At 68.4% G+C, this 24090-nt stretch carries 27 protein-coding genes; 13 read left to right on the top strand and 14 right to left on the bottom strand.

The window, feature by feature from the left end; genetic code table 11:
• Window positions 1-28: 28 nt before the first annotated feature.
• The 10 genes from bchC to pufC all read left to right on the top strand — a co-directional run bounded on the left by bchC (window position 29) and on the right by pufC (window position 9044).
• The gene (gene bchC / locus CRT23_RS11855) at window positions 29-964 is read left to right on the top strand and encodes a chlorophyll synthesis pathway protein BchC (protein WP_103709838.1); all 936 of its coding nucleotides are present in this window, start codon (window positions 29-31) and stop codon (window positions 962-964) included.
• Window positions 961-1977, top strand: coding sequence for a chlorophyllide a reductase iron protein subunit X (locus CRT23_RS11860; RefSeq protein ID WP_103709839.1), 1017 nt, complete (start codon window positions 961-963; stop codon window positions 1975-1977). Before bchC ends, CRT23_RS11860 begins: the two co-directional genes overlap by 4 nt.
• 6 nt (window positions 1978-1983) lie before the next feature.
• Window positions 1984-3561 carry a chlorophyllide a reductase subunit Y gene (bchY, locus tag CRT23_RS11865; protein ID WP_103709840.1) on the top strand — a complete coding sequence of 526 codons (1578 nt, stop codon included), beginning with the start codon at window positions 1984-1986 and terminating at the stop codon, window positions 3559-3561.
• On the top strand, window positions 3561-5027 hold the full coding sequence (gene bchZ / locus CRT23_RS11870) for a chlorophyllide a reductase subunit Z (protein WP_103709841.1): 1467 nt from the start codon (window positions 3561-3563) through the stop codon (window positions 5025-5027). Before bchY ends, bchZ begins: the two co-directional genes overlap by 1 nt.
• Window positions 5028-5161: 134 nt before the next feature.
• Window positions 5162-5377, top strand: a complete 216-nt coding sequence (locus CRT23_RS11875) for a hypothetical protein (protein ID WP_055956535.1) — start codon at window positions 5162-5164, stop codon at window positions 5375-5377.
• 152 nt (window positions 5378-5529) lie between these two features.
• Window positions 5530-5751, top strand: coding sequence for a light-harvesting antenna LH1, beta subunit (pufB, locus tag CRT23_RS11880; protein WP_055956020.1), 222 nt, complete (start codon window positions 5530-5532; stop codon window positions 5749-5751).
• A gap of 14 nt (window positions 5752-5765) precedes the next feature.
• Window positions 5766-5954, top strand: a complete 189-nt coding sequence (pufA, locus tag CRT23_RS11885; RefSeq protein WP_055956017.1) for a light-harvesting antenna LH1, alpha subunit — start codon at window positions 5766-5768, stop codon at window positions 5952-5954.
• Between the two features lie 112 nt (window positions 5955-6066).
• A complete protein-coding gene (gene pufL / locus CRT23_RS11890) occupies window positions 6067-6891 on the top strand; it encodes a photosynthetic reaction center subunit L (protein ID WP_055956014.1) in 825 nt (274 codons plus the stop codon).
• 27 nt (window positions 6892-6918) lie between these two features.
• On the top strand, window positions 6919-7911 hold the full coding sequence (pufM, locus tag CRT23_RS11895; RefSeq protein ID WP_103709842.1) for a photosynthetic reaction center subunit M: 993 nt from the start codon (window positions 6919-6921) through the stop codon (window positions 7909-7911).
• The gene (gene pufC, locus CRT23_RS11900) at window positions 7908-9044 is read left to right on the top strand and encodes a photosynthetic reaction center cytochrome PufC (RefSeq protein ID WP_103709843.1); all 1137 of its coding nucleotides are present in this window, start codon (window positions 7908-7910) and stop codon (window positions 9042-9044) included. Before pufM ends, pufC begins: the two co-directional genes overlap by 4 nt.
• Before the next feature lie 105 nt (window positions 9045-9149).
• Here pufC and CRT23_RS11905 read toward each other — a convergent pair whose 3' ends face one another.
• Window positions 9150-9509, bottom strand: coding sequence for a cytochrome c family protein (locus CRT23_RS11905; RefSeq protein WP_055956005.1), 360 nt, complete (start codon window positions 9507-9509; stop codon window positions 9150-9152).
• A 192-nt stretch (window positions 9510-9701) separates the two neighbouring features.
• Here CRT23_RS11905 and CRT23_RS11910 point away from each other — a divergent pair, with 192 nt between their 5' ends.
• Window positions 9702-9938 carry a helix-turn-helix transcriptional regulator gene (locus CRT23_RS11910; RefSeq protein WP_103709844.1) on the top strand — a complete coding sequence of 79 codons (237 nt, stop codon included), beginning with the start codon at window positions 9702-9704 and terminating at the stop codon, window positions 9936-9938.
• 99 nt (window positions 9939-10037) lie between these two features.
• On the opposite strand, the gene CRT23_RS11915 is transcribed toward CRT23_RS11910, so the two are convergent.
• From CRT23_RS11915 to CRT23_RS11975, 13 genes are all read right to left on the bottom strand, one after another.
• On the bottom strand, window positions 10038-10865 hold the full coding sequence (locus tag CRT23_RS11915) for a shikimate 5-dehydrogenase (RefSeq protein ID WP_280951979.1): 828 nt from the start codon (window positions 10863-10865) through the stop codon (window positions 10038-10040).
• 29 nt (window positions 10866-10894) lie between these two features.
• On the bottom strand, window positions 10895-11545 hold the full coding sequence (locus tag CRT23_RS11920) for a hypothetical protein (protein ID WP_055955995.1): 651 nt from the start codon (window positions 11543-11545) through the stop codon (window positions 10895-10897).
• A gap of 54 nt (window positions 11546-11599) precedes the next feature.
• On the bottom strand, window positions 11600-11839 hold the full coding sequence (locus CRT23_RS11925) for a hypothetical protein (RefSeq protein ID WP_055955992.1): 240 nt from the start codon (window positions 11837-11839) through the stop codon (window positions 11600-11602).
• Window positions 11840-11888: 49 nt separating this feature from the next.
• Window positions 11889-12929, bottom strand: coding sequence for a formate dehydrogenase subunit gamma (locus CRT23_RS11930; RefSeq protein ID WP_103709846.1), 1041 nt, complete (start codon window positions 12927-12929; stop codon window positions 11889-11891).
• Window positions 12930-13015: 86 nt separating this feature from the next.
• On the bottom strand, window positions 13016-13612 hold the full coding sequence (fdh3B, locus tag CRT23_RS11935) for a formate dehydrogenase FDH3 subunit beta (RefSeq protein WP_055955987.1): 597 nt from the start codon (window positions 13610-13612) through the stop codon (window positions 13016-13018).
• A 16-nt stretch (window positions 13613-13628) separates the two neighbouring features.
• Entirely contained in the window at window positions 13629-16571 is a 2943-nt protein-coding gene (locus CRT23_RS11940) for a formate dehydrogenase subunit alpha (protein WP_103709847.1), read from the bottom strand.
• 7 nt (window positions 16572-16578) lie between these two features.
• Window positions 16579-16818 carry a formate dehydrogenase gene (locus CRT23_RS11945; RefSeq protein WP_103709848.1) on the bottom strand — a complete coding sequence of 80 codons (240 nt, stop codon included), beginning with the start codon at window positions 16816-16818 and terminating at the stop codon, window positions 16579-16581.
• A gap of 67 nt (window positions 16819-16885) precedes the next feature.
• Window positions 16886-17500 (bottom strand): molecular chaperone TorD family protein, encoded by a 615-nt coding sequence (locus CRT23_RS11950; RefSeq protein ID WP_245436154.1) that lies wholly within the window; start codon window positions 17498-17500, stop codon window positions 16886-16888.
• Window positions 17501-17656: 156 nt separating this feature from the next.
• Window positions 17657-18352, bottom strand: a complete 696-nt coding sequence (locus CRT23_RS11955) for a DUF3306 domain-containing protein (RefSeq protein ID WP_103709850.1) — start codon at window positions 18350-18352, stop codon at window positions 17657-17659.
• Entirely contained in the window at window positions 18349-18924 is a 576-nt protein-coding gene (locus tag CRT23_RS11960; RefSeq protein ID WP_103709851.1) for a DUF3305 domain-containing protein, read from the bottom strand. Before CRT23_RS11960 ends, CRT23_RS11955 begins: the two co-directional genes overlap by 4 nt.
• Window positions 18924-19934 (bottom strand): DUF6352 family protein, encoded by a 1011-nt coding sequence (locus tag CRT23_RS11965; protein WP_103709852.1) that lies wholly within the window; start codon window positions 19932-19934, stop codon window positions 18924-18926. The genes CRT23_RS11960 and CRT23_RS11965 overlap by 1 nt, the downstream gene beginning before the upstream one ends.
• 35 nt (window positions 19935-19969) lie before the next feature.
• Window positions 19970-20545, bottom strand: a complete 576-nt coding sequence (locus CRT23_RS11970) for a DUF6505 family protein (RefSeq protein ID WP_103709853.1) — start codon at window positions 20543-20545, stop codon at window positions 19970-19972.
• Window positions 20542-21285, bottom strand: a complete 744-nt coding sequence (locus CRT23_RS11975) for a biotin/lipoate--protein ligase family protein (RefSeq protein WP_103709854.1) — start codon at window positions 21283-21285, stop codon at window positions 20542-20544. Before CRT23_RS11975 ends, CRT23_RS11970 begins: the two co-directional genes overlap by 4 nt.
• Before the next feature lie 286 nt (window positions 21286-21571).
• Here CRT23_RS11975 and CRT23_RS11980 point away from each other — a divergent pair, with 286 nt between their 5' ends.
• Together CRT23_RS11980 and CRT23_RS11985 are read left to right on the top strand one after the other, a co-directional pair.
• Window positions 21572-23569, top strand: a complete 1998-nt coding sequence (locus CRT23_RS11980; RefSeq protein WP_103709855.1) for a 4Fe-4S binding protein — start codon at window positions 21572-21574, stop codon at window positions 23567-23569.
• Between the two features lie 41 nt (window positions 23570-23610).
• On the top strand, window positions 23611-24090 hold the full coding sequence (locus CRT23_RS11985; protein WP_181017327.1) for a GNAT family N-acetyltransferase: 480 nt from the start codon (window positions 23611-23613) through the stop codon (window positions 24088-24090).

Genomic DNA, 24090 nt, shown 5'->3' on the forward strand with positions numbered 1-24090 from the left:
AGTCGGTGGATGGGGGAGGGCAGGCGCGATGCAAACAGATGCCGTCGTCCTCCACGATCCCGGCCTGCTCAGCCTCGAAAGTCTGCCGCTCGACGATCCCGCGGCCGGCGATGCCGTCGTGGCGGTCCGTTGGAGCGGCATCAGCACCGGAACCGAGCGCCTGCTCTGGTCTGGCCGGATGCCGTCGTTTCCGGGGATGGGCTACCCCCTGGTGCCCGGCTACGAGTCCGTCGGCGAGGTCGTCGAGGCCGGAGCCGGGAGCGGCGTCCGTGTCGGGCAGACCGTCTTCGTCCCCGGTGCCCGGTGCTTCGGCCCTGTCCGCGGATTGTTCGGCGGCGCCGCCGCCCACCTGGTCAGCGCCGGCGAGCGCCTCGTTCCCATCGACACGGCTTGGGGCGAGCGCGGAACCCTGATCGCCCTGGCGGCCACGGCGCGCCACGCCCTGGCGGGGATCGACCTGCGCCAACCGCTCCTCGTCATCGGCCACGGCGTCCTGGGGCGCCTGGTGGCGCGCATCGCCCAGGCCCTCGGTGCCACGCCGCAGGTCTGGGAGACCAACCCCGTGCGGCGCCGGAACCCGGAATCCTACCTCGTTCTCGCGCCCGAGGACGATGCACGGCGCGACTACGCCACGATCCTCGACGTCAGCGGCGATTCCGGCATCCTCGACGCCGGGATCGCGCGCCTCGCCCCCGGCGGCGAACTGGTCCTCGCCGGGTTCTACGAAGGCCGTCTCGGCTTCGCCTTCGCGCCCGCCTTCCTGCGGGAAGCCCGGATCCGCGTCGCCGCGCAGTGGCGGCCGGAGGATCTCGCCGCGACCCTCGCGCTCGTCGCCGAGGACCGGCTCTGCCTCGACGACCTCATCACCCATCGGCGCCCGGCCGCGGACGCTCCGGATGCCTATCGCACGGCCTTCGGTGACGCCGGATGCCTGAAGATGATCTTGGATTGGAGAGCCGCATGAACATCCAGCTGACGAACCGGCAGCTGAACGGCGGCGCCCTGGAGGCCTCCGAGGCCCTGCGCGCCGAGGCCGGCATCGAGCCGGATCCCGTGCCCGTCGCCGCCACCAAGGCGACGCAGATCATCGCGATCTACGGCAAGGGCGGCATCGGCAAGTCGTTCACCCTGGCCAACCTCAGCTACATGATGGCCCAGCAGGGCAAGAAGGTCCTGCTGATCGGCTGCGACCCGAAGAGCGACACCACCTCGCTCCTGTTCGGCGGCCGCGCCTGCCCGACCATCATCGAGACCTCCACGAAGAAGAAGCTCGCGGGCGAACAGGTCGCCATCGGCGACGTCTGCTTCAAGCGCGACGGCGTCTACGCCATGGAGCTCGGCGGTCCCGAGGTCGGGCGCGGCTGCGGTGGTCGCGGCATCATCCACGGCTTCGAACTCCTGGAGAAGCTCGGCTTCCACGACTGGGGGTTCGACTACGTCCTGCTCGACTTCCTCGGCGACGTGGTCTGCGGCGGCTTCGGCCTGCCGATCGCCCGCGACATGTGCCAGAAGGTCATCGTCGTCGGTTCGAACGATCTCCAGTCGCTCTATGTGGCCAACAACGTCTGCTCGGCGGTGGAATACTTCCGCAAGCTCGGCGGCAACGTCGGCGTCGGCGGTCTCGTCATCAACAAGGATGACGGCACCGGCGAGGCCCAGGCCTTCGCGGCAGCCGTCGGCATTCCGATCCTGGCCTCGATCCCGGCCGACGACGACATCCGCCGGAAGAGCGCGAATTACGAGATCATCGGGCGGCCCGAGAGCCCCTGGGGCTCCCTGTTCTCCGAGCTCGCCCGGAACGTCCACGAGGCGGCGCCGCACCATCCGACGCCCCTCAGCCAGGATGGACTCCTGGGCCTGTTCAAGGGCGAGGCCGTCGGCCGCGGCGTCACCCTGGTGCCCGCCACCTTCGAGGACATGTGCGGCACGACGCAGGTCGTGAAGCCGTCCCTCGAAGTCGTCTACGACGAGGTCTGACGCATCATGGCCGTCACCCTCGACATCGCCGCTCTTCGCGCCCGCAAGGAGCGCCCGGCCTCGACCCTGGGGGCCGTCACGGCCTCCGCCGAGGTGGTGAACCTGGCCGCTGCGCGCGAGGACGGTCATGGCTGTCACGCCGGCAAGGATGCGATGCGGGCGGCCGCCCAGGCCGCGGGCCTGAACGAGACCCTGGACACCTACGCCCGGGACTACCCGGCCGGCCCGCACGACCAGCCCCAGAGCATGTGCCCGGCCTTCGGCTCGCTCCGGGTCGGCCTGCGGATGCGCCGCACGGCGACGATCCTCTCCGGCTCGGCCTGCTGCGTCTACGGCCTGACCTTCACCGCACATTTCTACGGGGCCAAGCGGAGCGTGGGCTACGTGCCCTTCAACTCCGAGACCCTGGTCACCGGCAAGCTGTTCGAGGACATCCGCGAGGCGGTGTTCCAGGTCGCCAAGCCGGCCGATTACGACGCCGTCGTCGTCATCAATCTCTGCGTGCCGACCGCGTCCGGCGTGCCCCTCCGCCTGCTGCCGAAGGAGATCGACAACGTCCGCATCATCGGCATCGACGTTCCGGGCTTCGGGGTCCCGACCCATGCCGAGGCCAAGGACGTCCTGGCCGGCGCGATGCTCAAGGTCGCGCGGACCGAGGCCGAGCAGGGGCCCGTGCAGGCGCCCCGCTCCGGCCGGGCCGAGCGTCCCACCGTGGCCCTCCTCGGCGAGATGTTTCCCGCCGACCCGGTCGTGATCGGCGGCCTGCTGGAGCCGCTGGGTCTCAGTGCCGGCCCGGTGGTCCCGACGCGGGAATGGCGCGAGCTCTACGCCGCCCTGGACTGCACCGCCGTGGCGGCGATCCACCCGTTCTACACCGCGTCGCTGCGCGAATTCGCCGGCGCGGGGCGGCCGATCGTCGGTTCGGCCCCCGTCGGGCATGACGGCACCGCCGACTGGCTCGACCGGATCGGCGAGGCCTGTGCCGTGCCCCGTGCCACGGTGGAGGCGGCCAAGAACCGCGTCCTACCGATGATCCGGGGGGCGCTCGGCGCCAATCCGATCCGGGGCCGGATCACGCTGTCGGGCTACGAGGGCTCCGAGCTGCTGGTCGCCCGGCTCCTGGTGGAGAGCGGCGCGGATCTCGCCTACGTGGGCACCGCCTGCCCGCGCACGCCGTACTCCGAGGCCGATCAGGCCTGGCTCGAGGCGCGCGGCGTCGCGGTGCGCTACCGGGCGTCCCTGGAGGACGATCTCGCGGCCCTGATGGATGTCCGGCCGGATCTCGCCATCGGCACCACGCCCGTGGTGCAGAAGGCCAAGACGCTCGGCATTCCCGCCCTCTACTTCACCAACCTGATCTCGGCCCGGCCGCTCATGGGCGTGGCGGGCGCCGGCTCGCTGGCGAAAGTCATCAACGCCGCCCTCGGCAACCGCGCGCGCTTCGATGCCATGCGGGACTTCTTCGACGGCGTCGGCGAGGGCCATGCCGCCGGCATCTGGGAAGACGTGCCGAGGCTTCGTCGCAACGTCGCCGCGGCGGTCCGGCCGAAACCGACCCACGATCCGATCGGGGAGATGGCCTGATGCTCGTCCTCGATCACGACCGGGCCGGCGGGTACTGGGGCGCCGTCTACGTCTTCACCGCGATCAAGGGTCTGCAGGTCGTCATCGACGGCCCGGTGGGCTGCGAGAACCTGCCGGTGACCTCGGTGCTGCACTACACCGACGCGCTGCCGCCGCACGAATTGCCCATCGTGGTCACGGGCCTGGCCGAGGAGGAACTCGGCCGCCACGGTACCGAGGCCGCGATGAAGCGGGCCCACGCCACCCTCGACCCGGCCCAGCCGAGCGTGGTCGTCACCGGCTCCATCGCCGAGATGATCGGCGGCGGCGTGACGCCGGAGGGCACCAATCTCCAGCGCTTCCTGCCGCGCACCATCGACGAGGACCAGTGGCAGGCCGCCGACCGTGCCATGGCGTGGCTCTGGAACGAGTACGGCGCCAAGCGCTTCGCCAAGAAGGGCATCCCCGCGCGGCCGCCTCGCCGGGAGGGCGTGAAGCCGCGGGTGAACCTGATCGGGCCGGCCTACGGCACCTTCAACATGCCCTCCGACCTCGCCGAGATCCGCCGCCTGGTGGAGGGCATCGGCGCCGAGGTGAACCTCGTCTTCCCCCTGGGCTCGCATCTGGCCGACGTCCCGGCCCTGGTGAATGCCGACGCCAATATCTGCCTCTATCGCGAGTTCGGCCGGCTGCTCTGCGAGGCCCTCGAGCGCCCCTACTTCCAGGCGCCCATCGGCATCCACTCGACGACGCGGTTCCTGCGGGCCCTGGGCGAGGCCCTCGGCCTGGACCCGGAGCCGTTCATCGCGCGGGAGAAGCACACCACGATCAAGCCGGTCTGGGATCTCTGGCGCTCGGTGACGCAGGACTTCTTCGGCACGGCGAGCTTCGGGATCGTGGCCTCCGAGACCTACGCCCGGGGTGTCCGGCACTTCCTCGCGGACGAGATGGGGCTGCCCTGTCATTTTTCGGAGTGCCGCAGGGCGGGTGCCAAGACCGACAACGCCGCCATTCGCGAGATGATCGCGAAGAACCCGCCCCTGGTGCTGTTCGGCTCCTTCAACGAGCGGATGTACGCCGCCGAGGCCGGGGCCCGCGCGGTCTTCGTGCCGGCCTCCTTCCCGGGCGCGATCATCCGGCGGCACACGGGCACGCCCTTCATGGGGTTCGCGGGTGCGACCTACCTCGTCCAGGAGGTCTGCAACGCCCTGTTCGAGATGCTCTTCCACATCCTGCCGCTCGCCCACGACATGGACCAAGTCGAGCCGACGCCGTCGCGGCTCCACCGGGAGCTGCCCTGGGACGAGGCCGCCCGGGCCCGTCTCGACGAACTCGTCGAGGCCCATCCGGTGCTGGTGCGGATCTCGGCGGCCAAGCGCCTGCGTGATGCGGCCGAGCGCGTCGCGCGCGGCGAGGGCACGGCCCGCGTGGTCGCCCACCATGTCGAGCGCGCCCGCGCCGAGACCCGCCTGGGGGCCGCCGCATGAGCGCCCATCCCGTCCCGGGCACCCATTCCCTTTCCGGCTGGAACGGCGCGGCGCCGTCCGACCGGTCGATGCCGACCCCGCGCGTCCCGACCCGGATGCGTCCCGCCGCGGAACGCCAGGAGGAGACCCATCCCATGCAACGTTCGCTGAATCCGGTGTCGCGCCTGCATCAGGACGAGGTCCAGTTCCGGATCATCCTGGCCAGCACCTATCCGTTCTTCCTCATCGCCGCCCTGGTGCAGCGCGTGATCCCGCAGGCCCGGACGGCGCTGCCGCAGCGGCGGCGCTCGGTCTTCGCCGAGGCCCGCGCGATGGCCGTCTCGGCCATCCCCTTCGTCTTCATGGGCTGACTTCGTCCTCGGGACGAGGCGTTCCGCCCGCCCCCGATCGACCTCCCGTCCGAACAGGCGGGAAGGACCGCCGAGGCCGCTCCGCGCGGTCCGGTGACACCCACCGTACCCGGACGTGCGGGCGCGGCTAGTCAAAGCGGAGGTTTGAACCAATGGCCAATGGCATTGTCGAGAAACCGAGCAGCCTGTCCGGGCTGACGGAACCGGAAGCCAAGGAGTTCCACGCGATCTTCTTGACCAGCTTCATCATCTTCACGGCGATCGCCGTGGTCGCCCACATCCTGGTGTGGCTGTGGCGTCCGTGGCTGCCCGGACCGAAGGGCTACGCCGCCCTCGAGACGGCGGCCCAGGGCGTCGTCTCCCTGCTCTCCTGAGAAGGACCCTCATCATGCACAAGGTCTGGCTTCTCTTCGATCCGCGCCGCACGCTGGTGGCGCTCTTCACCTTCCTCTTCATCCTGGCGCTGCTGATCCACTTCATCTTGCTCAGCACCGACCGGTTCAACTGGCTGGAAGGCCCCAAGGCGCCGCGGGCCGCCGACGCGCAGACGCTGGTCCTGCCGACGATGCCCGCCTGACAGGCGCGGCCTCGACAGTAGAGGACCTCGAACACGGATGATCGGCGGGCGGGCGCCAAGGCCCCCCGTCGATCATCGCGGAGACTCGTGATGGTGGGCCCGGGAGGTCGCGATGGCGATGCTGAGTTTTGAGCGAAAATACCGCATCCGCGGCGGCACGCTGGTCGGCGGCGACCTGTTCGATTTCTGGGTCGGGCCGTTCTACGTCGGCTTCTTCGGCGTCACGACGCTGTTCTTCTCGGTGCTGGGGACGGCACTGATCATCTACGGGGCGGCGCTCGGACCGACCTGGAACATCTGGCAGATCAACATCGCACCGCCCGACCTGAAATACGGGCTCGCCCTGGCGCCGCTCCAGGAGGGCGGCCTCTGGCAGATCATCACCTTCTGCGCCGTCGGCGCGTTCTCGTCCTGGGCCCTGCGCGAGGTCGAGATCTGCCGGAAGCTCGGCATCGGCTACCACGTCCCCTTCGCCTTCGCGGTGGCGATCTTCGCCTACGTGACGCTGGTGGTGATCCGGCCGCTGCTGATGGGCGCCTGGGGACACGGGTTCCCGTACGGCATCCTCTCGCACCTCGATTGGGTCTCGAACACCGGCTACCAGTACCTGCACTTCCACTACAATCCCGCGCACATGCTGGCGGTGACGTTCTTCTTCACCACCACGCTCGCGCTCTCGCTGCACGGCTCGCTGATCCTGTCCTCGACCAATCCGGGCAAGGGCGAGGTGGTGAAGACCCCCGAGCACGAGGACACCTTCTTCCGCGACACCATCGGCTACTCGATCGGCACGCTGGGCATCCACCGGCTCGGCCTGTTCCTGGCGCTGTCGGCCGGCTTCTGGAGCGCCGTCTGCATCGTCATCAGCGGTCCGTTCTGGACCCGCGGCTGGCCCGAATGGTGGGGCTGGTGGCTCAATCTCCCCGTCTGGCGCTGATCTCCGAAGAGGGAGGCTCGTGACCCCATGGCCTACTACCAGAACATCTTCTCCGAAGTGCAGGTCCGACCGACCCAGCCGGAACACGGCATCCCGGTGGATGTCGACAAGCGCTGGGGCACGCCGTTCAACTCCTACCTGTTCGGCCTCATCGGCAACGCGCAGGTCGGCCCGATCTATATCGGCTACCTCGGCGCCCTCTCCTTCGCCTGCGGGCTGATCGCCTTCGAGATCATCGGTCTCAACATGTGGGCGAGCGTGAACTGGGATCCGATCCAGTTCGTGCGCCAGCTGCCCTGGCTGGCCCTCGAGCCGCCCCGGCCGCAATACGGCCTGAAGGTGCTGCCGCCCCTCGCCGAGGGCGGCTGGTGGCTGATCGCCGGCTTTTTCCTGACCGCCTCGATCCTGCTCTGGTGGCTGCGGCTGTTCCGCCGCGCCAAGGCGCTGGGCCTCGGCTACCACGTGCCCTGGGCCTTCGCCTCCGCGATCTGGCTGTTCCTGGTGCTCGGCTTCATCCGCCCGGTGCTGATGGGCTCCTGGAGCGAGGCCGTCCCATTCGGCATCTTCCCGCACCTCGACTGGACCGCCGCGTTCTCGCTGCGATACGGCAACCTGTTCTACAATCCCTTCCATATGCTCTCGATCGTCTTCCTCTACGGATCGACGCTGCTCTTCGCGATGCATGGCGGCACCATCCTGGCGGTGAGCCGCTTCGGCGGCGAGCGCGAGATCGACCAGATCGTCGACCGCGGCACCGCCACCGAGCGCGCCGCCCTGTTCTGGCGCTGGACCATGGGCTTCAACGCCACCATGGAATCGGTCCACCGCTGGGCCTGGTGGTTCGCGGTGCTGACGACGCTCACCGGCGGCATCGGAATCCTGCTCACCGGAACGGTGGTCGACAATTGGTACCTCTGGGCGGTCAAGCACGGCGTCGCCCCGTCCTACCCGCAGGTCTATCCGCCGGTCGTCGATCCGCTGAGTGTGTCGCCCACCACCATGCCCGGGGGAGCTCCATGAAGACCTTCTTCACCGTCCTCGGCGCGTCCATCGCCTTCTTCCTCACGGTGGCGATGGTCGGTCTGACCGATTGGGACCGGCCGCCGCTGGCGGTCCATCAGAACGGCTTCCGCGGGACCGCGATGGCGCAGGTCCACACCCGCGACGCCGTCGAGGACATCCGGGACGCCAACCGCGCGCCGGCGCCCGCCGATCCGGCCGAGCCCGGCGAGGAGCTTGCCGGCACGACCTACGAGAACGTCCAGGTTCTCAAGAACGTCAGCGTCAACGAGTTCAATCGGCTGATGGCTTCGATGACCGAATGGGTCAGCCCCGAGCAGGGCTGCACCTACTGTCACAACACCGAGAACATGGCCGACGACAGCCTGTACCAGAAGAAGGTCGCCCGCCGGATGCTGCAGATGACGCAGCACATCAACAGTTCCTGGAAGGAGAACCACGTCGGCGGCGCGGGCGTGACCTGCTACACCTGCCACCGGGGGCAACCGGTGCCGGCCAATATCTGGTTCACCCAGCCGGGTCCCAATCGCCCGGGCGGCTTCATCGCCCGCAACAACGGGCAGAACCTGGCCGCGCCGTCGGTCGGCCTGGCGTCGCTGCCCTACGACACCCTGACCGAGTACCTCGCCGACAAGACCATCGACAACAACGCGATCCGGGTGAACGCCACGACGGCGCTGCCGACGAGCAAGGGCAAGCCGATCCAGGATGCCGAGAAGACCTACGGGCTGATGATCCACATGTCGGAGGGACTGGGGGTCAACTGTACCTTCTGTCACAACACCCGCGCGATCTCGAACTGGTCGCAGAGCACGCCGCAACGGACCACCGCCTGGCACGGCATCCGGATGGTGCGGGACATCAACGGCAATTACCTTGAGCCGCTGCTCTCGACCTTCCCGCCGAACCGCCTCGGCGCCCTCGGTGACGTGCCGAAGGTCAACTGCACCACCTGCCACAACGGCGTGAGCAAGCCCCTGAACGGGGCGCACGTGGTCGAGGCCTATCCCGAACTCGCCAGCTCGACCGAGACGGCGCGTGCGGCCGATCCCCAAGCACCCGTCACGACTTCGCCTGTTACGACCTCGCCCGCTCCGGATCGGCCGGCGATGCCCGCCCCGACGCCGCAATAAGCCGGCGGCGCGCCCATCAGACGCGAAACGCCGCCGGACGGACATCCGGCGGCGTTTCGACGGACAGGCCGATCAGGCAGAAGCGTCGCTTCGTGCCGGGACCGATTACTTCTTGGATGCGAGGTAGGCGATCACATCGTCGATCTTCTTGTCGTCGGGATAGCCGGCAAAGACCATCTTCGTGCCCGGGACCTTCGCCTTCGGGTTCTTCAGCCACTCGTGCAGGTTGGCTTCATCCCAGGTGATCCCGGACCCCTTGAGGGCGGCGGAATAGTTGTAGCCTTCCTCCGACGCAGCCTTGCGGCCGACGACGCCCGTCAGGTTCGGCCCGACGCCGTTCTTGCCGAAGGCGTGGCAGGCTTTGCAGGGTGCGAACGCCTTCTCACCCGCCGCGGCATCACCTTCTGCATGCGCGGCCATGGGGAGCAGGGCGGCAAACAGAGCACCGTAGATCATGTATCGCATGGGGTTTCCTCGCAGATCGTTCTGGTGGCGAGGAGTAGCTAAAGCTCCGCTTCCAAAAGTAATGCGGACCGTGTCGAATATCACGCGAACGTGATCGGAGGGGATGGATTAAGGCTCGACCGCGTATGGTCGGGATTGTCGGCGCGCCTACCCTTAAGCGCCTGCGCGAAATCCGTCGCCTCAGGTGGAGCCATGCCGGTCCGACCCGCCGACGTCTGCCAATTCCTCGATCGCACCGGCTGGAGCCAAGCGCGTCTCGCCTGGGAACTGGGGATCAACCAGCCGCGGATCTCGCGTTTCATCAACGGCATGAAGAAACCCAATCCGGACCTTGTGCGTGCCCTGGAGGCCTTCTTCGCGGAGGACGCGCTCGCCCGCGTCGCGACGCGGACGGGCGACGGGGATCGGTCCGCCCATCCGCACGCCTAAGCCCCTGTCTGCGGGACGCCGGCCCCGATCGATGCCGTTCCGGCATCGCTCCCTCCCGTCTTCGTGTCGGACGGCCGCCCGAAGCGGGCCGTCGCCCGGTCAGGTCCGGGCGTAGGCGGCCGCATCCGCCACCTGGGCGGATGTGGGCCGCACGCCGGTGTAGCGGACGAACTGTTCGAGGCCCTGCAGCACCAGGACCTCGTGTCCGGTGATCGATGGCGTCCCGAGGCGTTCCGCCGCCTGCAGGAACGGGGTCCGTGCGGGCAGGGCGACCACATCGAAGGCGATCGCGGCGGCGGCGATGGCCGACTCCGGAAAGGCCAGGGCCGCCGCATCCGGGCCCTCCATGCCGAGGGGGGTGACGTTGATGAGGAGCGGCGCCGTGCGGTCGCCGAGCTCGGTCGCATGGGCGAAGCCGTAGCGCTGCGCCAGGGCGGCCCCGGCCGCCGCGTTGCGCGCGACGACCGTCCCGTGGCGAAAGCCGGAATCGCGCAGGGCCGCCACGACCGCCTTGGCCATCCCGCCGGACCCCCGCAGCACGAACGCCGCCGACGGATCGATGGCGTGCTGGGCCAGCAGGGCGCGCACCGCGAGGTAGTCGGTGTTGGCGCCGGTCAGCGTGCCGTTGTCGTTGACGATGGTGTTGACGCTGTCGATCGCCCGCGCGGACGGCTCGAGGGCGTCGAGGAGCGGGATCACCGTCTCCTTGAACGGCATCGAGACCGCGCAGCCGCGGATGCCGAGCGCGCGGATGCCGGCGATCGCCCTGGGGAGGTCGGTGGTCGCGAACGCCTTGTAGACGTAGTCGAGCCCGAGAAGCGCGTAGAGCCGGTTGTGAAACCGCGACCCGAAATGTCCCGGTCGCGCCGACAGGGACATGCAGAGGGTCGTGTCCCGCCCGATGGGGGGACGTTCGGGGCAACGCAAGTCTGCGTCGTCCGCCCTCCCGTCCAGGCTCAGGGCTGCGACCCCGCGTAGAACTTCGGGTTCAGGGCGGCGAGCGCCAGCAGGGGCGGGGGCATGACGACGCCGGCGACCCGCATGGCACGCGCCGCCGCGCGGCAGGCGGTCTGGTCGTTCGCCCCGGCGGCCGTCTCGAGCTGCGCGATCACGGCCGGATCCGGCTTCGGGCTCGGGGCCGGTGCACCGGGCGGCGGCGGAGACTTGGCCGAAGCATTGGCCTGGGTCATGACCGTCTTGCCGTCGCTGACGGGCGCCCGCGTATCGCTGGTCGGCGCCTTGGTGTCGCCGGCCGGCGCCTTCGCCTCGGTGGACGGCGCCTTGGTGTCGCTGGACGGCGCCTTGGTGTCGGCGTTCGTGGGTCCGCTCAGGCCGGACTTCTGCTGCGGTTCACCCGCGCCCGTCGAGGGCTGCCCCTCGCTCTTGCCGGAGGAATTCGAGACGGCGGTCGCCTGCTTCGCCGGTGTGGCGGCCTCCTGCTTCTTCTCCTCCGGCTTCTGCACGAAGGCGACCAATTCCTGGCACAGGTTCGCCGGCCCCTTCGCGGGGGCCGCCGCCGGGGCGGGCGCCGCATCCTGGGCGAAGGCCGCGGGCGCCACGAGGCAGCTCGACAGGAGCAGCGCGGCGAAGGGCAGGCGTCGGATCATCTTCGGTCCCCTGTGGTCCGGGCGCTTGGTTGGGTTCGGCGATCGCAGGATGGATCAGGACCGCTTCGGGTGGGAGGGCTCACCGGTCGCCTTGCCGTGTGCCGATTCCCCGGTGTCGTTCGTGCGCGGATCGCCGTTCCACTTGTCGCCCACGAGATTGGTGCCCGGCTCCGACACGCGGGCGCCCGACGTCGCGAAGGCCTGGTAGGCGAACTTCTGATTGCTCGTCAGGGCGTACATGGCGACGACGCCGAGCCCGATGGCCGCGATGACGGCGAGGATGAAGGCTTTCATGGTCTGGTTCCCCGTCGCCGTACCGGCGTCCTCAGGCAGCGTTGGAAGGTCACTCGGCCGCGGCGGGGTGGCGCCCGGTCAGCTGCGGACCGCTGGCGGTCTTGGCCTGCTCCTGCTCCACCCAGAGATCGTGGTGCGCGCGCGCCCAGGCGAGATCGACCTTGCCGCTGCCCATGGCGTCGTAGGCGCCCTTCATGCCGAGCGTGCCGATGTAGATGTGCGCCAGGATGCCGGCGATGAAGGTGATGCCGATCAGCGAGTGGATCACCTGCATGACCTGCATGCCGTTGATGTCCAGCAGCGCGAACGGGAACAGCATCATCAGGCCGGTCAGGCTCATGGCGACGCCGAAGCCGGCGACCATCCAGAACACGCCCTTCTGGCCCGCGTTGAAGCGCGCCGCATGGGGGTGCTTGTTGCCGATGAAGCCGCCGCCGGCCTTAATCCAGGCCCAGTCCAGGCGGTTGGGAATGTTGTCCTTTATCCAGACCACGAACATCATCACCACGCCGAACATGAACGGCCAGGCCAGGTAGACGTGGCTGTACTTCGCCCATTGCGCCAGAGCGCCGAAGGCCTCGGGGCCGATCAGCGGCATCAGCAGGCGCTTGCCGAAGATGTAGTTCAGGCCCGAGAGCGAGAGGATGATGAAGCACACGGCCGTCATCCAGTGGGTGAAGCGCTCGAAGGTGTTGAAGCGCAGGATCTTCCGGCCGGATTCCTGGCTGTGCTCGGTCAGGATGCGCCCGCGCCAGAGGAAGAACGCGCCCAGCGCGCCGATCATGCCGAGGATGAAGGCGGCACCGATCCACGGCAGGTAGTGCTCGCGGAACGACTGGTACTCGCGGCCCTGCGGCTGGATCAGGTTCGCGGCCTTCCGGTCCGGGATGCTGATCCGGCCGGTGATCTTGTCCGCGTTCTTGAAGAGAAACTCTTCGTTCACCGAATCCGCCGTGGGCCTGGCGCCCATGGGGTTCTGCCCGTCCTGCGTGATTGGATTCTGGGCCTGCGCCGGTTCGAACGCTGCCGGCGCGGCCAGGAGCGTCGTCGCGACGACGAGGGTGCTGAGGAGCGTAACTGCCCGCCGCATCGGCGTTCCTTTCGATGGCGTGTCGCCCGATGGCGTGTCGTCTGGGAGCCGCCGGACGGCCGCCGGCTCCAGGGGCGAGGGGGCGATCAGATCGCCACGGTCTCGCGGTAGGCCGTCTTCCAGCCCCAGGCGCCGGAACCGTAGCCGCGCTTGATCACGCGCTGCTTGTAGATCTCGGCGATCATCTCGCCGTCGCCGGCGAGCAGGGCCTTGGTCGAGCACATCTCGGCGCAGAGCGGCAGCTTGCCCTCGGCGAGGCGGTTCGAGCCGTACTTCTCGTACTCGGCCACCGACAGGTCCGGCTCCGGTCCACCCGAACAGTAGGTGCACTTGTCCATCTTGCCGCGCGAACCGAAGTTTCCGACGCGCGGATACTGGGGCGCGCCGAAGGGACAGGCATAGAAGCAGTAGCCGCAGCCGATGCAGATGTCCTTGGAGTGCAGCACCACGGCGTCGGCCGTGGTGTAGAAGCAGTTCACCGGGCAGACCGCGGCGCAGGGCGCGTCGGTGCAATGCATGCAGGCCATCGAGACCGAGCGCTCGCCGGGCTTGCCGTCGTTCAGCGTGACCACGCGACGGCGGTTGATGCCCCAGGGCACCTCGTGCTCGTTCTTGCAGGCGGTGACGCAGGCGTTGCACTCGATGCAACGGTCGGCGTCACAGAGGAACTTCATACGGGCCATGGTCGATGCGCTCCTCTCACGCGGCCTTGATCTGGCATAGGGTACACTTCGTCTCCTGCATGCCCGTCACAGGATCGAAGCCGTAGGTGGTGACCGAGTTGACGCTCTCGCCGAGCACCACCGGGTCGGTGCCCTTCGGGTAGTAGTCGCGCATGTCCTTGCCGTCGTACCAACCCGAGAAGTGGAAGGGCATGAACGCGACGCCCTTGCCGACGCGGTCGGTGACGAGCGCCTTGACCTTGGCCTTCGAGCTGTTCTCGGCGCCGGTGACCCAGACCCAGGACCCGTCCTTGATGCCGCGGTCGGCGGCATCGCCGGTGTTGATCTCGACGAACATGTCCTGCTGCAGCTCGGCGAGCCACGGATTCGACCGGGTCTCCTCGCCGCCGCCCTCGTATTCCACGAGGCGGCCCGAGGTGAGGATGATGGGGAAGTCGCGCGCCACGTTGCGCTCGACCGCCGCCTTCTGCACCGACAGGCCGATGTTCGGCATGCGGAATTGCCGCTCGTCCGGCCGGGTGGGGTACTTCGCCACCAGGTCCGGCCGCGGCGAGTAGACCGGCTCGCGGTGCACCGGCACCGGATCGGGCAGGTTCCAGGCATTCGCCCGGGCCTTGCCGTTGCCGAACGGGATCACGCCGTGGTCGAGGCAGACCCGCTGGATGCCGCCCGACAAGTCGGTGGCCCAGCTCACGGTGTCGGGCTTGTCGCCGCCGATCTTCAGGATCGTGGCGAGTTCGTCCGCCGTCAGGTCCTTGTCCCAGCCCAGCTTCTTGAACACCCCGAAGGTGAATTCCGGGTAGCCGTCGGTGAGATCCGAATCCTTGGTGAAGCTGTCCTCGGCCAGCAGGGTCTGGCCGTTGCGCTCGGTGCCGAAGCGAGCCCGGAAGGTGCTGCCGCCGTCCTTCACGTGCAGCGACGTGTTGTAGAGGATCGCCGAACCGGGATGGCGCAGCTCGGGCTTGCCCCAGCACGGCCAGGGCAGGCCGTAATAGTCGCCGCCCACCTCCGGGTCGTCCTTGGGCGCCCGAAGGGTGATGAGATCGAACTTGTGCTGGTTGCGCATGTGCGCCTTCAGCCGCTCGGGGCTCTGGCCGCAATAGCCGGTCGACCAGCCGCCACGGTTGATCTCGCGCAGCAGGTCCTCCGCGGACGGGACGTTGTTCTCGACCTTGATGTTCTTGAACAGCGTCTCGGCGAAGCCGAGCTTCTTGGCCAGGAGGTAGAGCACCTCGTAGTCGTTCTTCGACTCGAAGGCCGGCTTCACGATCTGCTCGCCCCATTGCAGCGAGCGGTTCGAGGCCGTGCGGGAGCCTTCCATCTCGAGGGAGGTACAGATCGGCAGCAGGTAAGTGTTGTCCTGCCGGGCATCGAGGGCCGCGAAGGTGGTCGGGTGCGGGTCGGCGACCACCAGCAGCTCGAGCTTGTTCATGCCCTCGATCGCCTCGGGCAGGCGGGTCACGGTGTTGCCGCCGTGGCCGAACACCATGAACGCCTTGATCGGGCTGCGCTGGTCGATCTGCTCCGGCGGCAGGTTCACGGCGTCGAACCAGCGCGTCGAGGTGATGCCGGGCGCTTCCATGTTCTCCTTGCGCGAGCGGGCCTTGCGGCCGGCCGCGGCGGGTACCTCGTCGAAGCGGGACTGCAGCCACTCGTAGGGCACGTCCCAGACGCGGGCCCAATGGCGCCAGCCGCCCTCGACGAGACCGTAGTAGAGCGGCAGCGAGGTGACATCGAGGCCGAGATCGGTCGCGCCCTGCACGTTGGTGTGGCCGCGGAAGATGTTCGCGCCGGTGCCGGGCTTGCCGACGTTGCCGGTGGCCAGACACAGGATGCAGAGGGCGCGCACGTTGGCGGTGCCGACCGTGTGCTGGGTCGCGCCCATGCACCAGATCAGGGTCGCGGGCTTCTCCTTGGCGAACTTCTCCGCCACCCGGCGCAGCTGCTCGCCCGGCACGCCGGAGACGCGCTCGACCTCCTCGGGCGTCCACTTGGCGACTTCCTTGCGGACGTCGTCCATGGCGTAGACGCGCTGGCTGATGAACTCCTTGTCCTCCCAGCCATTCTGGAAGACGTGCCAGAGGATGCCCCAGACCACCGGGATGTCGGTGCCGGAGCGGATGCGCACGTACTCGGTGGCGTGGGCGGCGGTGCGGGTGAAGCGCGGATCGATGACGATCATGTTCGCGCGGTTGATCTCCTTGCCGGACAGCACGTGCTGCATGGAGATCGGGTGCGCCTCGGCGGGGTTGCCGCCCAGGATGATCATCGTCTTGGCGTTGCGGATGTCGTTGTAGGAATTGGTCTGGGCGCCGTAACCCCAGGTGTTGGCGACGCCCGCCACCGTGGTCGAATGACAGATGCGCGCCTGGTGATCGACGGAGTTGGTGCCCCAGAAGGCACCGAACTTGCGCATCAGGTACGCCGCTTCGTTGGTGAACTTGGCGGAGCCGAGCCAGTAGACCGAGTCCGCGCCGTTCTTCTCGCGGATGGCGCCGAGCTTGTCGCCGATCTCCTCGATCGCCTGTTCCCAGGAGACGCGCTGCCACTGCCCGCCGACGAGCTTCATCGGGTATTTCAGGCGGCGGTCGGACGAGACCAGCTCACGGATGGCCGCGCCCTTGGCGCAGTGGGTGCCGCGGTTGATCGGGCTCGCGTAGGACGGCTCCTGGCCGACCCAGACGCCGTTCACCACCTCGGCCGTCACGGTGCAGCCGACGGAGCAGTGCGTGCAGACGTTCTTCTTGATCTGCACGTCCGGCGCCGTGGCCGAGGACCCGGCCGCGCGCGCCTGACGCACCGACCCGAGCTGGATCGTGCCGGCCGCCGCGAGGGCGCCCGCGGTCAGGCCCGACTTCTTCAGGAAGCCACGCCGGTCGAGCACGCCGGCCGCAAGGCCCGCGGCGACGGCCTGATGCTTGGTGCGGCTCGCCTCGCCGCTCTTGCGCTTGGTCAGCATCGCAGGCTCACTTCTTTCCGGCGTTCGTGCTGTTCTGGAGGGTCTCGTAGCCGTTGGTCCGGTAGAACGCCTTCACCTCGTCCGTGAGGCGGTAGCGCGACCGGGTCTCGTCCGTGCCGGGGTCATAGGCCTGCGCCTCGGTGACCGAGATCGGCGACGCCATGCCGGCCGCGGCTGCCACCGTGCCGCCGCCGAGCGCGCGGAAGAACTGGCGACGGCCGAGCTGGTCCTTCTGATCCTGTCTCATCGCCCACACACTCCTGACGGTGCTCGCCCATGCGGGCCGAGCGCCATGATCCCAAGTGACGAATGCCTCAGGCATCCATCGCGAAAGCTGCCGCCTCGATCTCCAGGAAGGCTCGTCCCAGAGCCCCGACCGGGCGGTAGAAGCGCGCTGCCTTCGCGCGCTCCAGATCCGTGAAGAAGCGTTCGCCCCACGGCGCGATGTGCCGGAGGAAGAACGCGCGGGACGCCTCGGGCTCCGCCTCGAGCCGCCCGGCCGTGAGCCCGGCCATCACATCGAAGAGAATCGCGAGATGATCCTCGGGTTCGGTCGTCGCCGGGTCGCGCTCGATGCCGAGATTCGAGAGATCCTCCCGCACCCGGGCAAGGGGCCGCTCGTTCAGGAACCCCGTCAGGTAGTAGGAGGCGTAGGGAAGGAGCTCGCCCCGCCCGACACCGACGAAGAGCGCGAAATATTCCCGCTCCACCGCCTCCACCGACGTCTCCCGCGCCAGGGCGGCGAGGGCGGCGACCTCGCGTCCGAGCACGCTGTCGCCGCCGCTCAGTCCGGCCAAGGCGCGCAGAAGATCCGCCGTGGGAGGGCGACCCAGCAGGACCGCGAGCAGGTCGTACTGCTGGGCGCGCAGGTAATCGACTTCGTCCAAGGCCAAGCTCGCCACTGCGGCCTCGTCGATCCGATCCGTCACCCCGAAGCCTACTTCCCCTGGCGGCTCTGAAAACGGCGCACCGGAACGCATACCACTCCTCGACCCTTGCGGCCCCCGCCGCTCCACCTGAGGTGCGGTCTAGTTTGTATTGATAATAAAAAGCGTTTCGCCGGACGGCAATCGGCTTTCTTCCGATTAGCTCGGCATCGCGCCGCCATGGCGTCGCAGGGGCGAAACAATCGGAGGCGATTGAAACGCGCGCTCACTAATTTTCGATGGATGAAGCTCCGCGACGCCGACGTGCGTCGGCAACTCCGGGGATGCGAGCACGTCCGGATCGGCGAGTCCGTCGGGTGCCGCCAGATTTTGCGTCTCGGTCTTCGGTTCGTCCGCATCCGGTCCGGTGGACGGTGTGACCTCGACGACACCCTCTTGGATACCGGCGGGCTCCTCGACCCGTCGCGGGGCGTGGCCGGTCATGATCCGTTCGACCATCGCCTTGATGTCGTCCGTGGGGAGCATGGGGCCGAGCCCCGGCACCCCACCGGGCGTATTCCAGTCATAGGCATATTCGCGGGCCTCGCTCACGAAGTCACGGATCGCCGGATCGACGGACCACATCCGCCGCAGGGCGGCTTTGCGCAAAGCCGCCGGAATCCCCACCCTGAGAAACGGAGCGAGCTCGGTCTCCGCGGTCAGATCCTCGATCTTCGGCAACCGGGCGATCGCGTCCGCCAGGCTCTCGTCGTCGATCGCCGGTTCCGAAGAAACCTGAGCGTCGTCAACGGCTTGCGGTTCGGTCGGGAGCGGTTCCGCGACCGCCTGCTCGCGCTCGCGCCGACGAACCTCCTGCTTGCGTCGCGCCCAGCGTGAGAGAAGGCCGTCGCTCATTCGCCGCGTCCTTTGCCCTGACCGCCCCGCGCCAGCGCTTCCGGATCGGCGCGGTCGCGCTTCCGCTTCTCGAACTTCCGCTCCACATGGAACGCCTCGAAGAAGGCGCGCAGGATGCCCTGGCACTCGTTCGGCATCGGGACAGCCTCCACGATCTCCCCGATCCCTTCCGCCATGGCCTCGCCCTCGTAGGGGTCCGCCGTCACGGTGGCGATCTCGTAGGCATCCTCGCCGAGTTTGCGCAGCGAGACCCAGAGGGATGGACGTCCGGACACGAGGTTGTCGCGATAATGCGAGGTCTCCGCAGGGTGCAGGAGAACCTCGTAGGATCCGGCGTAGAACGTTGATTCCGCTTCGGTTTCTGCGAGCTGGGTCCAGTTCGCCACGGGGGGCGCCGCCGGCAGTGCCGCGACCGGCAGCCAGGCATGGGTCGCCCAGGGGCCGCGCAGGCGCCGGCGGGCGACGAGGATACCGACCTCGAAATGGTTCTGCGGCGGGACCCGCTCCTGCGCGGGTTCGTCCGGCGCTGGTCCGGTCCGCTCGTCGTCGGGGATTGTCGGATCGTTCGGCATCAGCAGGGCGCCTGCGCTGTCTTGAGGGGGAGGCCTGCGATCAAATTCTGCGGCTTCAGCGTCACGAGGTTCGCGCCCGTTGCCGCCAGCAGGAGGTAGACCGGACGGTCGCCGACCGAGTCTTCGAGGCGCGTCCGGTCGGCGAATGTCAGGCTGAAGAGCGCGATGACGCGCTCCTGATCGGCGCTCGAGACCGGGTCTCCGCGCCAGAGGGCGTTGCCGATCCGCGTCGCTTCCGCATCCAGGCCGACGAACCAGCGCCAGTCGGAATCCTCGAGCTTGTCGAGGGGGTTGACCCGAACCTCGACGTTCAGGAGGTGTCCGACGAAGGCCTCGATCACCCGGGCGAGCGCCTCGCGGCTGCGCACGCTGGAGCCGAGGTTCAGCGCCATCGAGAACGCGTCGGAGCGGCTCCAGTAGCTCCAGGCGTTGTCCTCGTTCAGAACGTCGAGTTCGTTCGCCGCGTCCTTGCCCAGCATGCTCACCAGCGGCGACAGGGGCGCACTCCCCTCCCGGGCCTCGATCACCTCCGCATCGGCCAAGAGAACGGCGCCGTCGAGGCGACTGATCCGTTGTGGCCGGAACAGCAGTTCCGCTGCGCGCAGCACGAACGGGTCGTCGCAGCCGTCGAGGGCATTGCGCAGGATCAGGTGGACCAACTGGTTGAGAAATAACGAGGGAATGCCCTGCAGGCCCTGTCTGACCATGCCGAGATAAGCCGCCTCGATCGAGCGCGCGGCCAGCAGGCGGTCCCGGAAGGCGAGCAGCACCTCCCAGTTTTCCCGCGCGTCCGGATCGGCAATGGCCGTCACGGCCTCCGGCGCCACGGGGCGGCGGGGGTGAGCGAGCAGGTCGGCATAGAGGTCGCGCTCCGCAGCGCAGGCGTCGTCGGGCGGCAACACTTCCGGGCGAGCGAGATAGGCGAGGATCAGTTCGTCGGTGACGGCCAACCCACCACCCTCGGTGCGCTGCGTCAGGTGGTGGCCGCTGGAGACCCAGAATTCGGTCATGGCAGGGTCTGTCCCGGTACGAAGGCTGGCATCGATCAGGTTCCCGAGGACGTGGAAGCCCGGGCGAGACCGATCAGGTCGGCCCGTTCCTCGGGCTCCTCCTCATCGGTCTCGACGAATCGGAAGGCGCGGGCATGGGCGTGCAGGCGGTCGGCTCCGGGCGTTCCGGCATCGCGCTGGTGCAGCGTCCGGAAGGCTTCCGAGATCTCGCCGTCCGTCTGGGTCCGATGCATCGCCACGACGCTTCCGATGGGAACGCCGCAGAGGGAGGCGGCGAAGTCGATCTCCTCGCGGGCCGCGGCGCGCGCGGTCGCTCGGTCCGGGGCACCGAGCCGCTCTTGGATATGCCGAGCCAGATCTTCGACCGCCGCATCGCGCTCGGCTTCGGACGCTTCGCTCACCACCACAAGGGTCGAGAAACCGAGCGACGTCACCCCGACGAAACCGGACCGAAAGGCGGCGCGCGCCTTCCCCTCCAGCGCGGGAAGGTCCTGGTCCCAGAAGAGAAACGATCCCGTCACCGCCCATTCTCCCGGCTCGGCCGGATGGGCGAAGACGAAGTTGTCGGAGGGGTCGAGCCGCAATGTGCGCGGTAACTTGAGCGCCGTCATAGGCGGACCGTCCCGGTTTCCGGATCGAGCCATGCCGGTTCGCGCAGCAGCCGCGCCAGAGACCAGCGCTCGGACTCCCCGAGAATGACGTCACCCTCTCGATCGATGCGGACCGACACGCCCGAAGGGGTCGGCAGATGCGCGAGGTAGCGGGCTGCGATCCCGTCGAAGCCGTCTTCGGCCCACAGGGAGAACGTGCGGATGAGATTGCGGGCGAAGCTCTCGACCAGCGGATAACGGATGTCGGCGGGAAATCCCTCCTCATCGAGGGCCGTCGAGCCAGGGGTGAGCCCCGGATCGCCGGTGCCGGCCTTCGAGAGAATGAGCATGGCCGAGAAGACGAGCCAGTCCGGCGTGGATGTTTCGGCGCAGGTAACGGGCCAGCCCAACCGTCCGCCGCCGAGCCGGGCTCCGTCGAAAACGAGAACGTCCGGCCAGCCGAAGGTCAGCGGCATTTCCGGTGGGCCGTGTGCGCCGACAGCGTCGGCAAGGGCCGTCATGGCTGCCAGGAATGCACGGCGCGCCGAACCCAGGGGCTCGTCCGGCGCCAGCACCACTGCCAAGTCGAGCACGTTCGCGCGTTCTGTGAGGATGAGGGTGCCTGCCGCGTCAGACCCGTCTCGCCCCACCAGTGCCAAGGCTTCCGTGAAGGCATCGCAGGCACCCTGTACCAACCGGCCGGTGAAGGCTGGTGGCAGGGCGAGTGCCGTCGATGGAACGTCGAGGTCCAGGGCTGTCATCACGGAAACGGCAAGACTCACGGGGGATTGGTTGCGGGAGGGATACGCGCACCCGACATGTTCAGCCGACGACGAAGTCACAAGACGCAAGATGCGCGCGGGACGTGTCGTCGCTGCGCTCCGGTGTCGGATCGCAGTTTTGAACCATTTGAGTATATGCGATACGAACGACGACGCGAAGAGGCCACCGCTGTTCCGGCCGTCGTCTGCGTCAGCGTCCTCCAAATCCATCCAGGGTTCGTCCGTGTCCGATCGTATCGTATTCGCCTGCTCCTGCGAGAAGACGATGTCGCTCGACGCCGAGACGATCGGGCGGGGATGTGGCGGGACGCTCAAGCTGGCCGATCAGCTCTGCGGCCGCGAACTCGACCGCTTTCGGGCTGCGGTTCAGGGGGGTGGCGCGGTCACCGTTTCCTGTACCCTGCAGTCGCCCCTCTTCGACGAAGTCGCATCCGAACTCGGCGCCGAGGACCGGGTGGCGTACGCGAAGATCCGGGAGACGGCAGGCTGGTCGATCCACGGTCACGAGGCTGGCGCGAAGATGGCGGCTCTGCTCGCTGCGAGCGCCGAGCCCGTCCCGAATGCCGCTACCGTCGCGATCGAAAGTCAGGGCGTCGCCCTGATCTACGGTCGTGACGAAGCCGCCATCGAGGTTGGCCGTCGTCTTGCGGAACACCTCGACGTCACGGTGCTGCTGAGCCGGCCCGGAACGGTCGAGCCGCCCATGCGCAACGATTTTCCGATCGTGCAGGGTACGATCGCCGGTGCCAAGGGAAGGCTCGGGGCTTTCGCGTTGCGCATCGACGATTACGCCTTGCCGGCTCCATCGTCGCGGTCGCAGCTCATTTTCGGACCGAGCCGAAACGGCGCGAATTCGACCTGCGACATCGTCATCGACGTTACCGGGGGCACCCCCCTGTTTCCGGCCCACGAAGTTCGGCTCGGCTATCTGCGCGCAGATCCGAGAGATCCGGCGGCGGTCGAGCGCATGATCGCCGAGGGGTCACACCTCGTCGGCACCTTCGACAAGACGCGCTTCGTGGATTTCCACGCCGAGCTTTGTGCCCATTCGCGCTCGCGCATCACCGGTTGCACCCGCTGCCTCGAGGTTTGCCCGACGGGGGCGATCTCGCCGGCCGGCGATACGGTGGCAATCGATCCCTATATCTGCGCCGGATGCGGGAACTGTGCCTCGGTCTGTCCGACCGGGGCTGCCGCCTATGCGCTGCCGCCGGCCGATGCGCTCATGCGGCGGCTGCGGACGCTCATGGTCGCCTATCAAGCGGCCGGTGGGCATGACGCGGTGATCCTGTTCCACGACGGCGACCACGGCGAGCCCCTCATCGACGCGCTTGCGAGGCATGGCGATGGCTTGCCGGCTCGCGTCCTGCCCGTGCGGGTGAACGAGATCACGCAACTGGGTCCGGAGGCCTTCGCAGCTCTCTTTGCCTACGGCGCCGCTGGAGTCCGAATTCTTGGCCGCGACCGACCCAAGCATGACCTCGACAGTCTGCGCCGAGCGGTGGCCCTCGGCGACACCCTGGCGCGCGGACTCGGTTATGGCAGCGGGATCTCCGAGCCGATGGTCTCCCTGGTCGAGACCGACGACCCCGACGTTCTGGGCGCCACCTTGGCGGCGCAGCCGAGCGGAAAGGCGGCGGGCGCGCCCTCTCGCTTCATGCCCGTCGGCGGCAAGCGAGAAGTTTTGCGCTTTGCCTTCAACGAGATGCATGCGGCCGCTCCCGAGCCGGTCACGCGGATTCCACTGGCCGCGGGCGCTCCATTCGGAGGCCTGGAGTTCCGGACGGAGGATTGCACGCTGTGCCTGGCCTGCGTCGGTGCCTGCCCGACCCATGCACTGTCCGACAGTACCGACCGGCCGTTCCTCGCCTTCGAGGAGAGCCTCTGCGTACAATGCGGGCTCTGCGCCAATACCTGCCCGGAGAGTGTCATCACCCTGAAGCCCGGCGTCGATTTCGAGGCCTGGGCCGCACCACGACGTGTGGTGAAGGAGGAAGAGCCCTTCGCGTGCATCGCTTGCGCCAAACCCTTCGGCACTCGCAGTACGATCGAGCGGGTGGTGGAGAAGCTGCGCGACCGGCACTGGATGTTCCGGGGCGAAGCGGGCGAGGCGCGCGTGCAGGCCCTGATGATGTGCGAAGACTGTCGTGTCAAGGTCGCGGTGAACCAGGGCTTCGATCCCCATGCCGGACCCGAACGCGCCCGTCCGCGCACCACCGAGGACTACCTGCGTGAGCGTGCCGCTCGCGGCGAGGCGATCTAGCCGGATCAGGCTCTGTTATGGGCGCCTGGACATGGCGGAGCATGGCGGCGCGCGACCTTAGGCAGGTTGTCGCCCTGGCCGATCGGCTGTTTCCGGACCATCCGGAGGATGCGGTGCATTTTGCCGAACGGCTCGCATTGGGCTCCGGCCTGTGTCTGGCCCTGAGCGACGCAGATGCGGGCGTGTCGGGATACGCCATCGCATATCCCTGGCCTCTCGGGCGAATTCCGCCCTTGAACCGGTCGCTTGCGCCCGTGCCGCCGGCGGGGGGCGGGGCCTATCTCCATGACCTCGGCATCGACCCGGCGCTCGCCGGAGCCGGGCATGCGGGAGCGGGTTTGGCGCTCCTGATCCATCGGATGCGGGAGGCCGGGCTCCGCGACCTCGCCCTGGTGGCGGTCAACGGAACCGTATCGTTCTGGGAGCACCACGGCTTTCGGATCCGCGAGCCGAGCGACGGAATGGCCAGGAAACTCGCCAGCTACGGCAGCGCGGCTCATTACATGGTCCGGACTTTGTGA

Origin of the sequence: Methylobacterium sp. V23, from assembly GCF_002917135.1 — a bacterium.
Classification (GTDB): domain Bacteria; phylum Pseudomonadota; class Alphaproteobacteria; order Rhizobiales; family Beijerinckiaceae; genus Methylobacterium.

Bases quoted from the DNA above. Each gene is read 5' to 3' on its own strand.
- pufL (WP_055956014.1), top strand. From the start codon at position 6,067: ATGGCGATGCTGAGTTTTGAGCGAAAATACCGCATCCGCGGCGGCACG.
- CRT23_RS11960 (WP_103709851.1), bottom strand. From the start codon at position 18,924: ATGCCGAACGATCCGACAATCCCCGACGACGAGCGGACCGGACCAGCG.
- fdh3B (WP_055955987.1), bottom strand. From the start codon at position 13,612: ATGGCCCGTATGAAGTTCCTCTGTGACGCCGACCGTTGCATCGAGTGC.
- bchC (WP_103709838.1), top strand. From the start codon at position 29: ATGCAAACAGATGCCGTCGTCCTCCACGATCCCGGCCTGCTCAGCCTC.
- CRT23_RS11875 (WP_055956535.1), top strand. From the start codon at position 5,162: ATGCAACGTTCGCTGAATCCGGTGTCGCGCCTGCATCAGGACGAGGTC.
- CRT23_RS11955 (WP_103709850.1), bottom strand. From the start codon at position 18,352: ATGAGCGACGGCCTTCTCTCACGCTGGGCGCGACGCAAGCAGGAGGTT.
- pufC (WP_103709843.1), top strand. From the start codon at position 7,908: ATGAAGACCTTCTTCACCGTCCTCGGCGCGTCCATCGCCTTCTTCCTC.
- pufM (WP_103709842.1), top strand. From the start codon at position 6,919: ATGGCCTACTACCAGAACATCTTCTCCGAAGTGCAGGTCCGACCGACC.
- CRT23_RS11975 (WP_103709854.1), bottom strand. From the start codon at position 21,285: ATGACAGCCCTGGACCTCGACGTTCCATCGACGGCACTCGCCCTGCCA.
- CRT23_RS11980 (WP_103709855.1), top strand. From the start codon at position 21,572: ATGTCGCTCGACGCCGAGACGATCGGGCGGGGATGTGGCGGGACGCTC.
- CRT23_RS11940 (WP_103709847.1), bottom strand. From the start codon at position 16,571: ATGCTGACCAAGCGCAAGAGCGGCGAGGCGAGCCGCACCAAGCATCAG.
- bchY (WP_103709840.1), top strand. From the start codon at position 1,984: ATGGCCGTCACCCTCGACATCGCCGCTCTTCGCGCCCGCAAGGAGCGC.
- CRT23_RS11970 (WP_103709853.1), bottom strand. From the start codon at position 20,545: ATGACGGCGCTCAAGTTACCGCGCACATTGCGGCTCGACCCCTCCGAC.
- CRT23_RS11920 (WP_055955995.1), bottom strand. From the start codon at position 11,545: ATGATCCGACGCCTGCCCTTCGCCGCGCTGCTCCTGTCGAGCTGCCTC.
- CRT23_RS11910 (WP_103709844.1), top strand. From the start codon at position 9,702: ATGCCGGTCCGACCCGCCGACGTCTGCCAATTCCTCGATCGCACCGGC.
- CRT23_RS11965 (WP_103709852.1), bottom strand. From the start codon at position 19,934: ATGACCGAATTCTGGGTCTCCAGCGGCCACCACCTGACGCAGCGCACC.
- CRT23_RS11945 (WP_103709848.1), bottom strand. From the start codon at position 16,818: ATGAGACAGGATCAGAAGGACCAGCTCGGCCGTCGCCAGTTCTTCCGC.
- pufA (WP_055956017.1), top strand. From the start codon at position 5,766: ATGCACAAGGTCTGGCTTCTCTTCGATCCGCGCCGCACGCTGGTGGCG.
- bchZ (WP_103709841.1), top strand. From the start codon at position 3,561: ATGCTCGTCCTCGATCACGACCGGGCCGGCGGGTACTGGGGCGCCGTC.
- pufB (WP_055956020.1), top strand. From the start codon at position 5,530: ATGGCCAATGGCATTGTCGAGAAACCGAGCAGCCTGTCCGGGCTGACG.
- CRT23_RS11930 (WP_103709846.1), bottom strand. From the start codon at position 12,929: ATGCGGCGGGCAGTTACGCTCCTCAGCACCCTCGTCGTCGCGACGACG.
- CRT23_RS11860 (WP_103709839.1), top strand. From the start codon at position 961: ATGAACATCCAGCTGACGAACCGGCAGCTGAACGGCGGCGCCCTGGAG.
- CRT23_RS11925 (WP_055955992.1), bottom strand. From the start codon at position 11,839: ATGAAAGCCTTCATCCTCGCCGTCATCGCGGCCATCGGGCTCGGCGTC.
- CRT23_RS11905 (WP_055956005.1), bottom strand. From the start codon at position 9,509: ATGCGATACATGATCTACGGTGCTCTGTTTGCCGCCCTGCTCCCCATG.
- CRT23_RS11985 (WP_181017327.1), top strand. From the start codon at position 23,611: ATGGCGGCGCGCGACCTTAGGCAGGTTGTCGCCCTGGCCGATCGGCTG.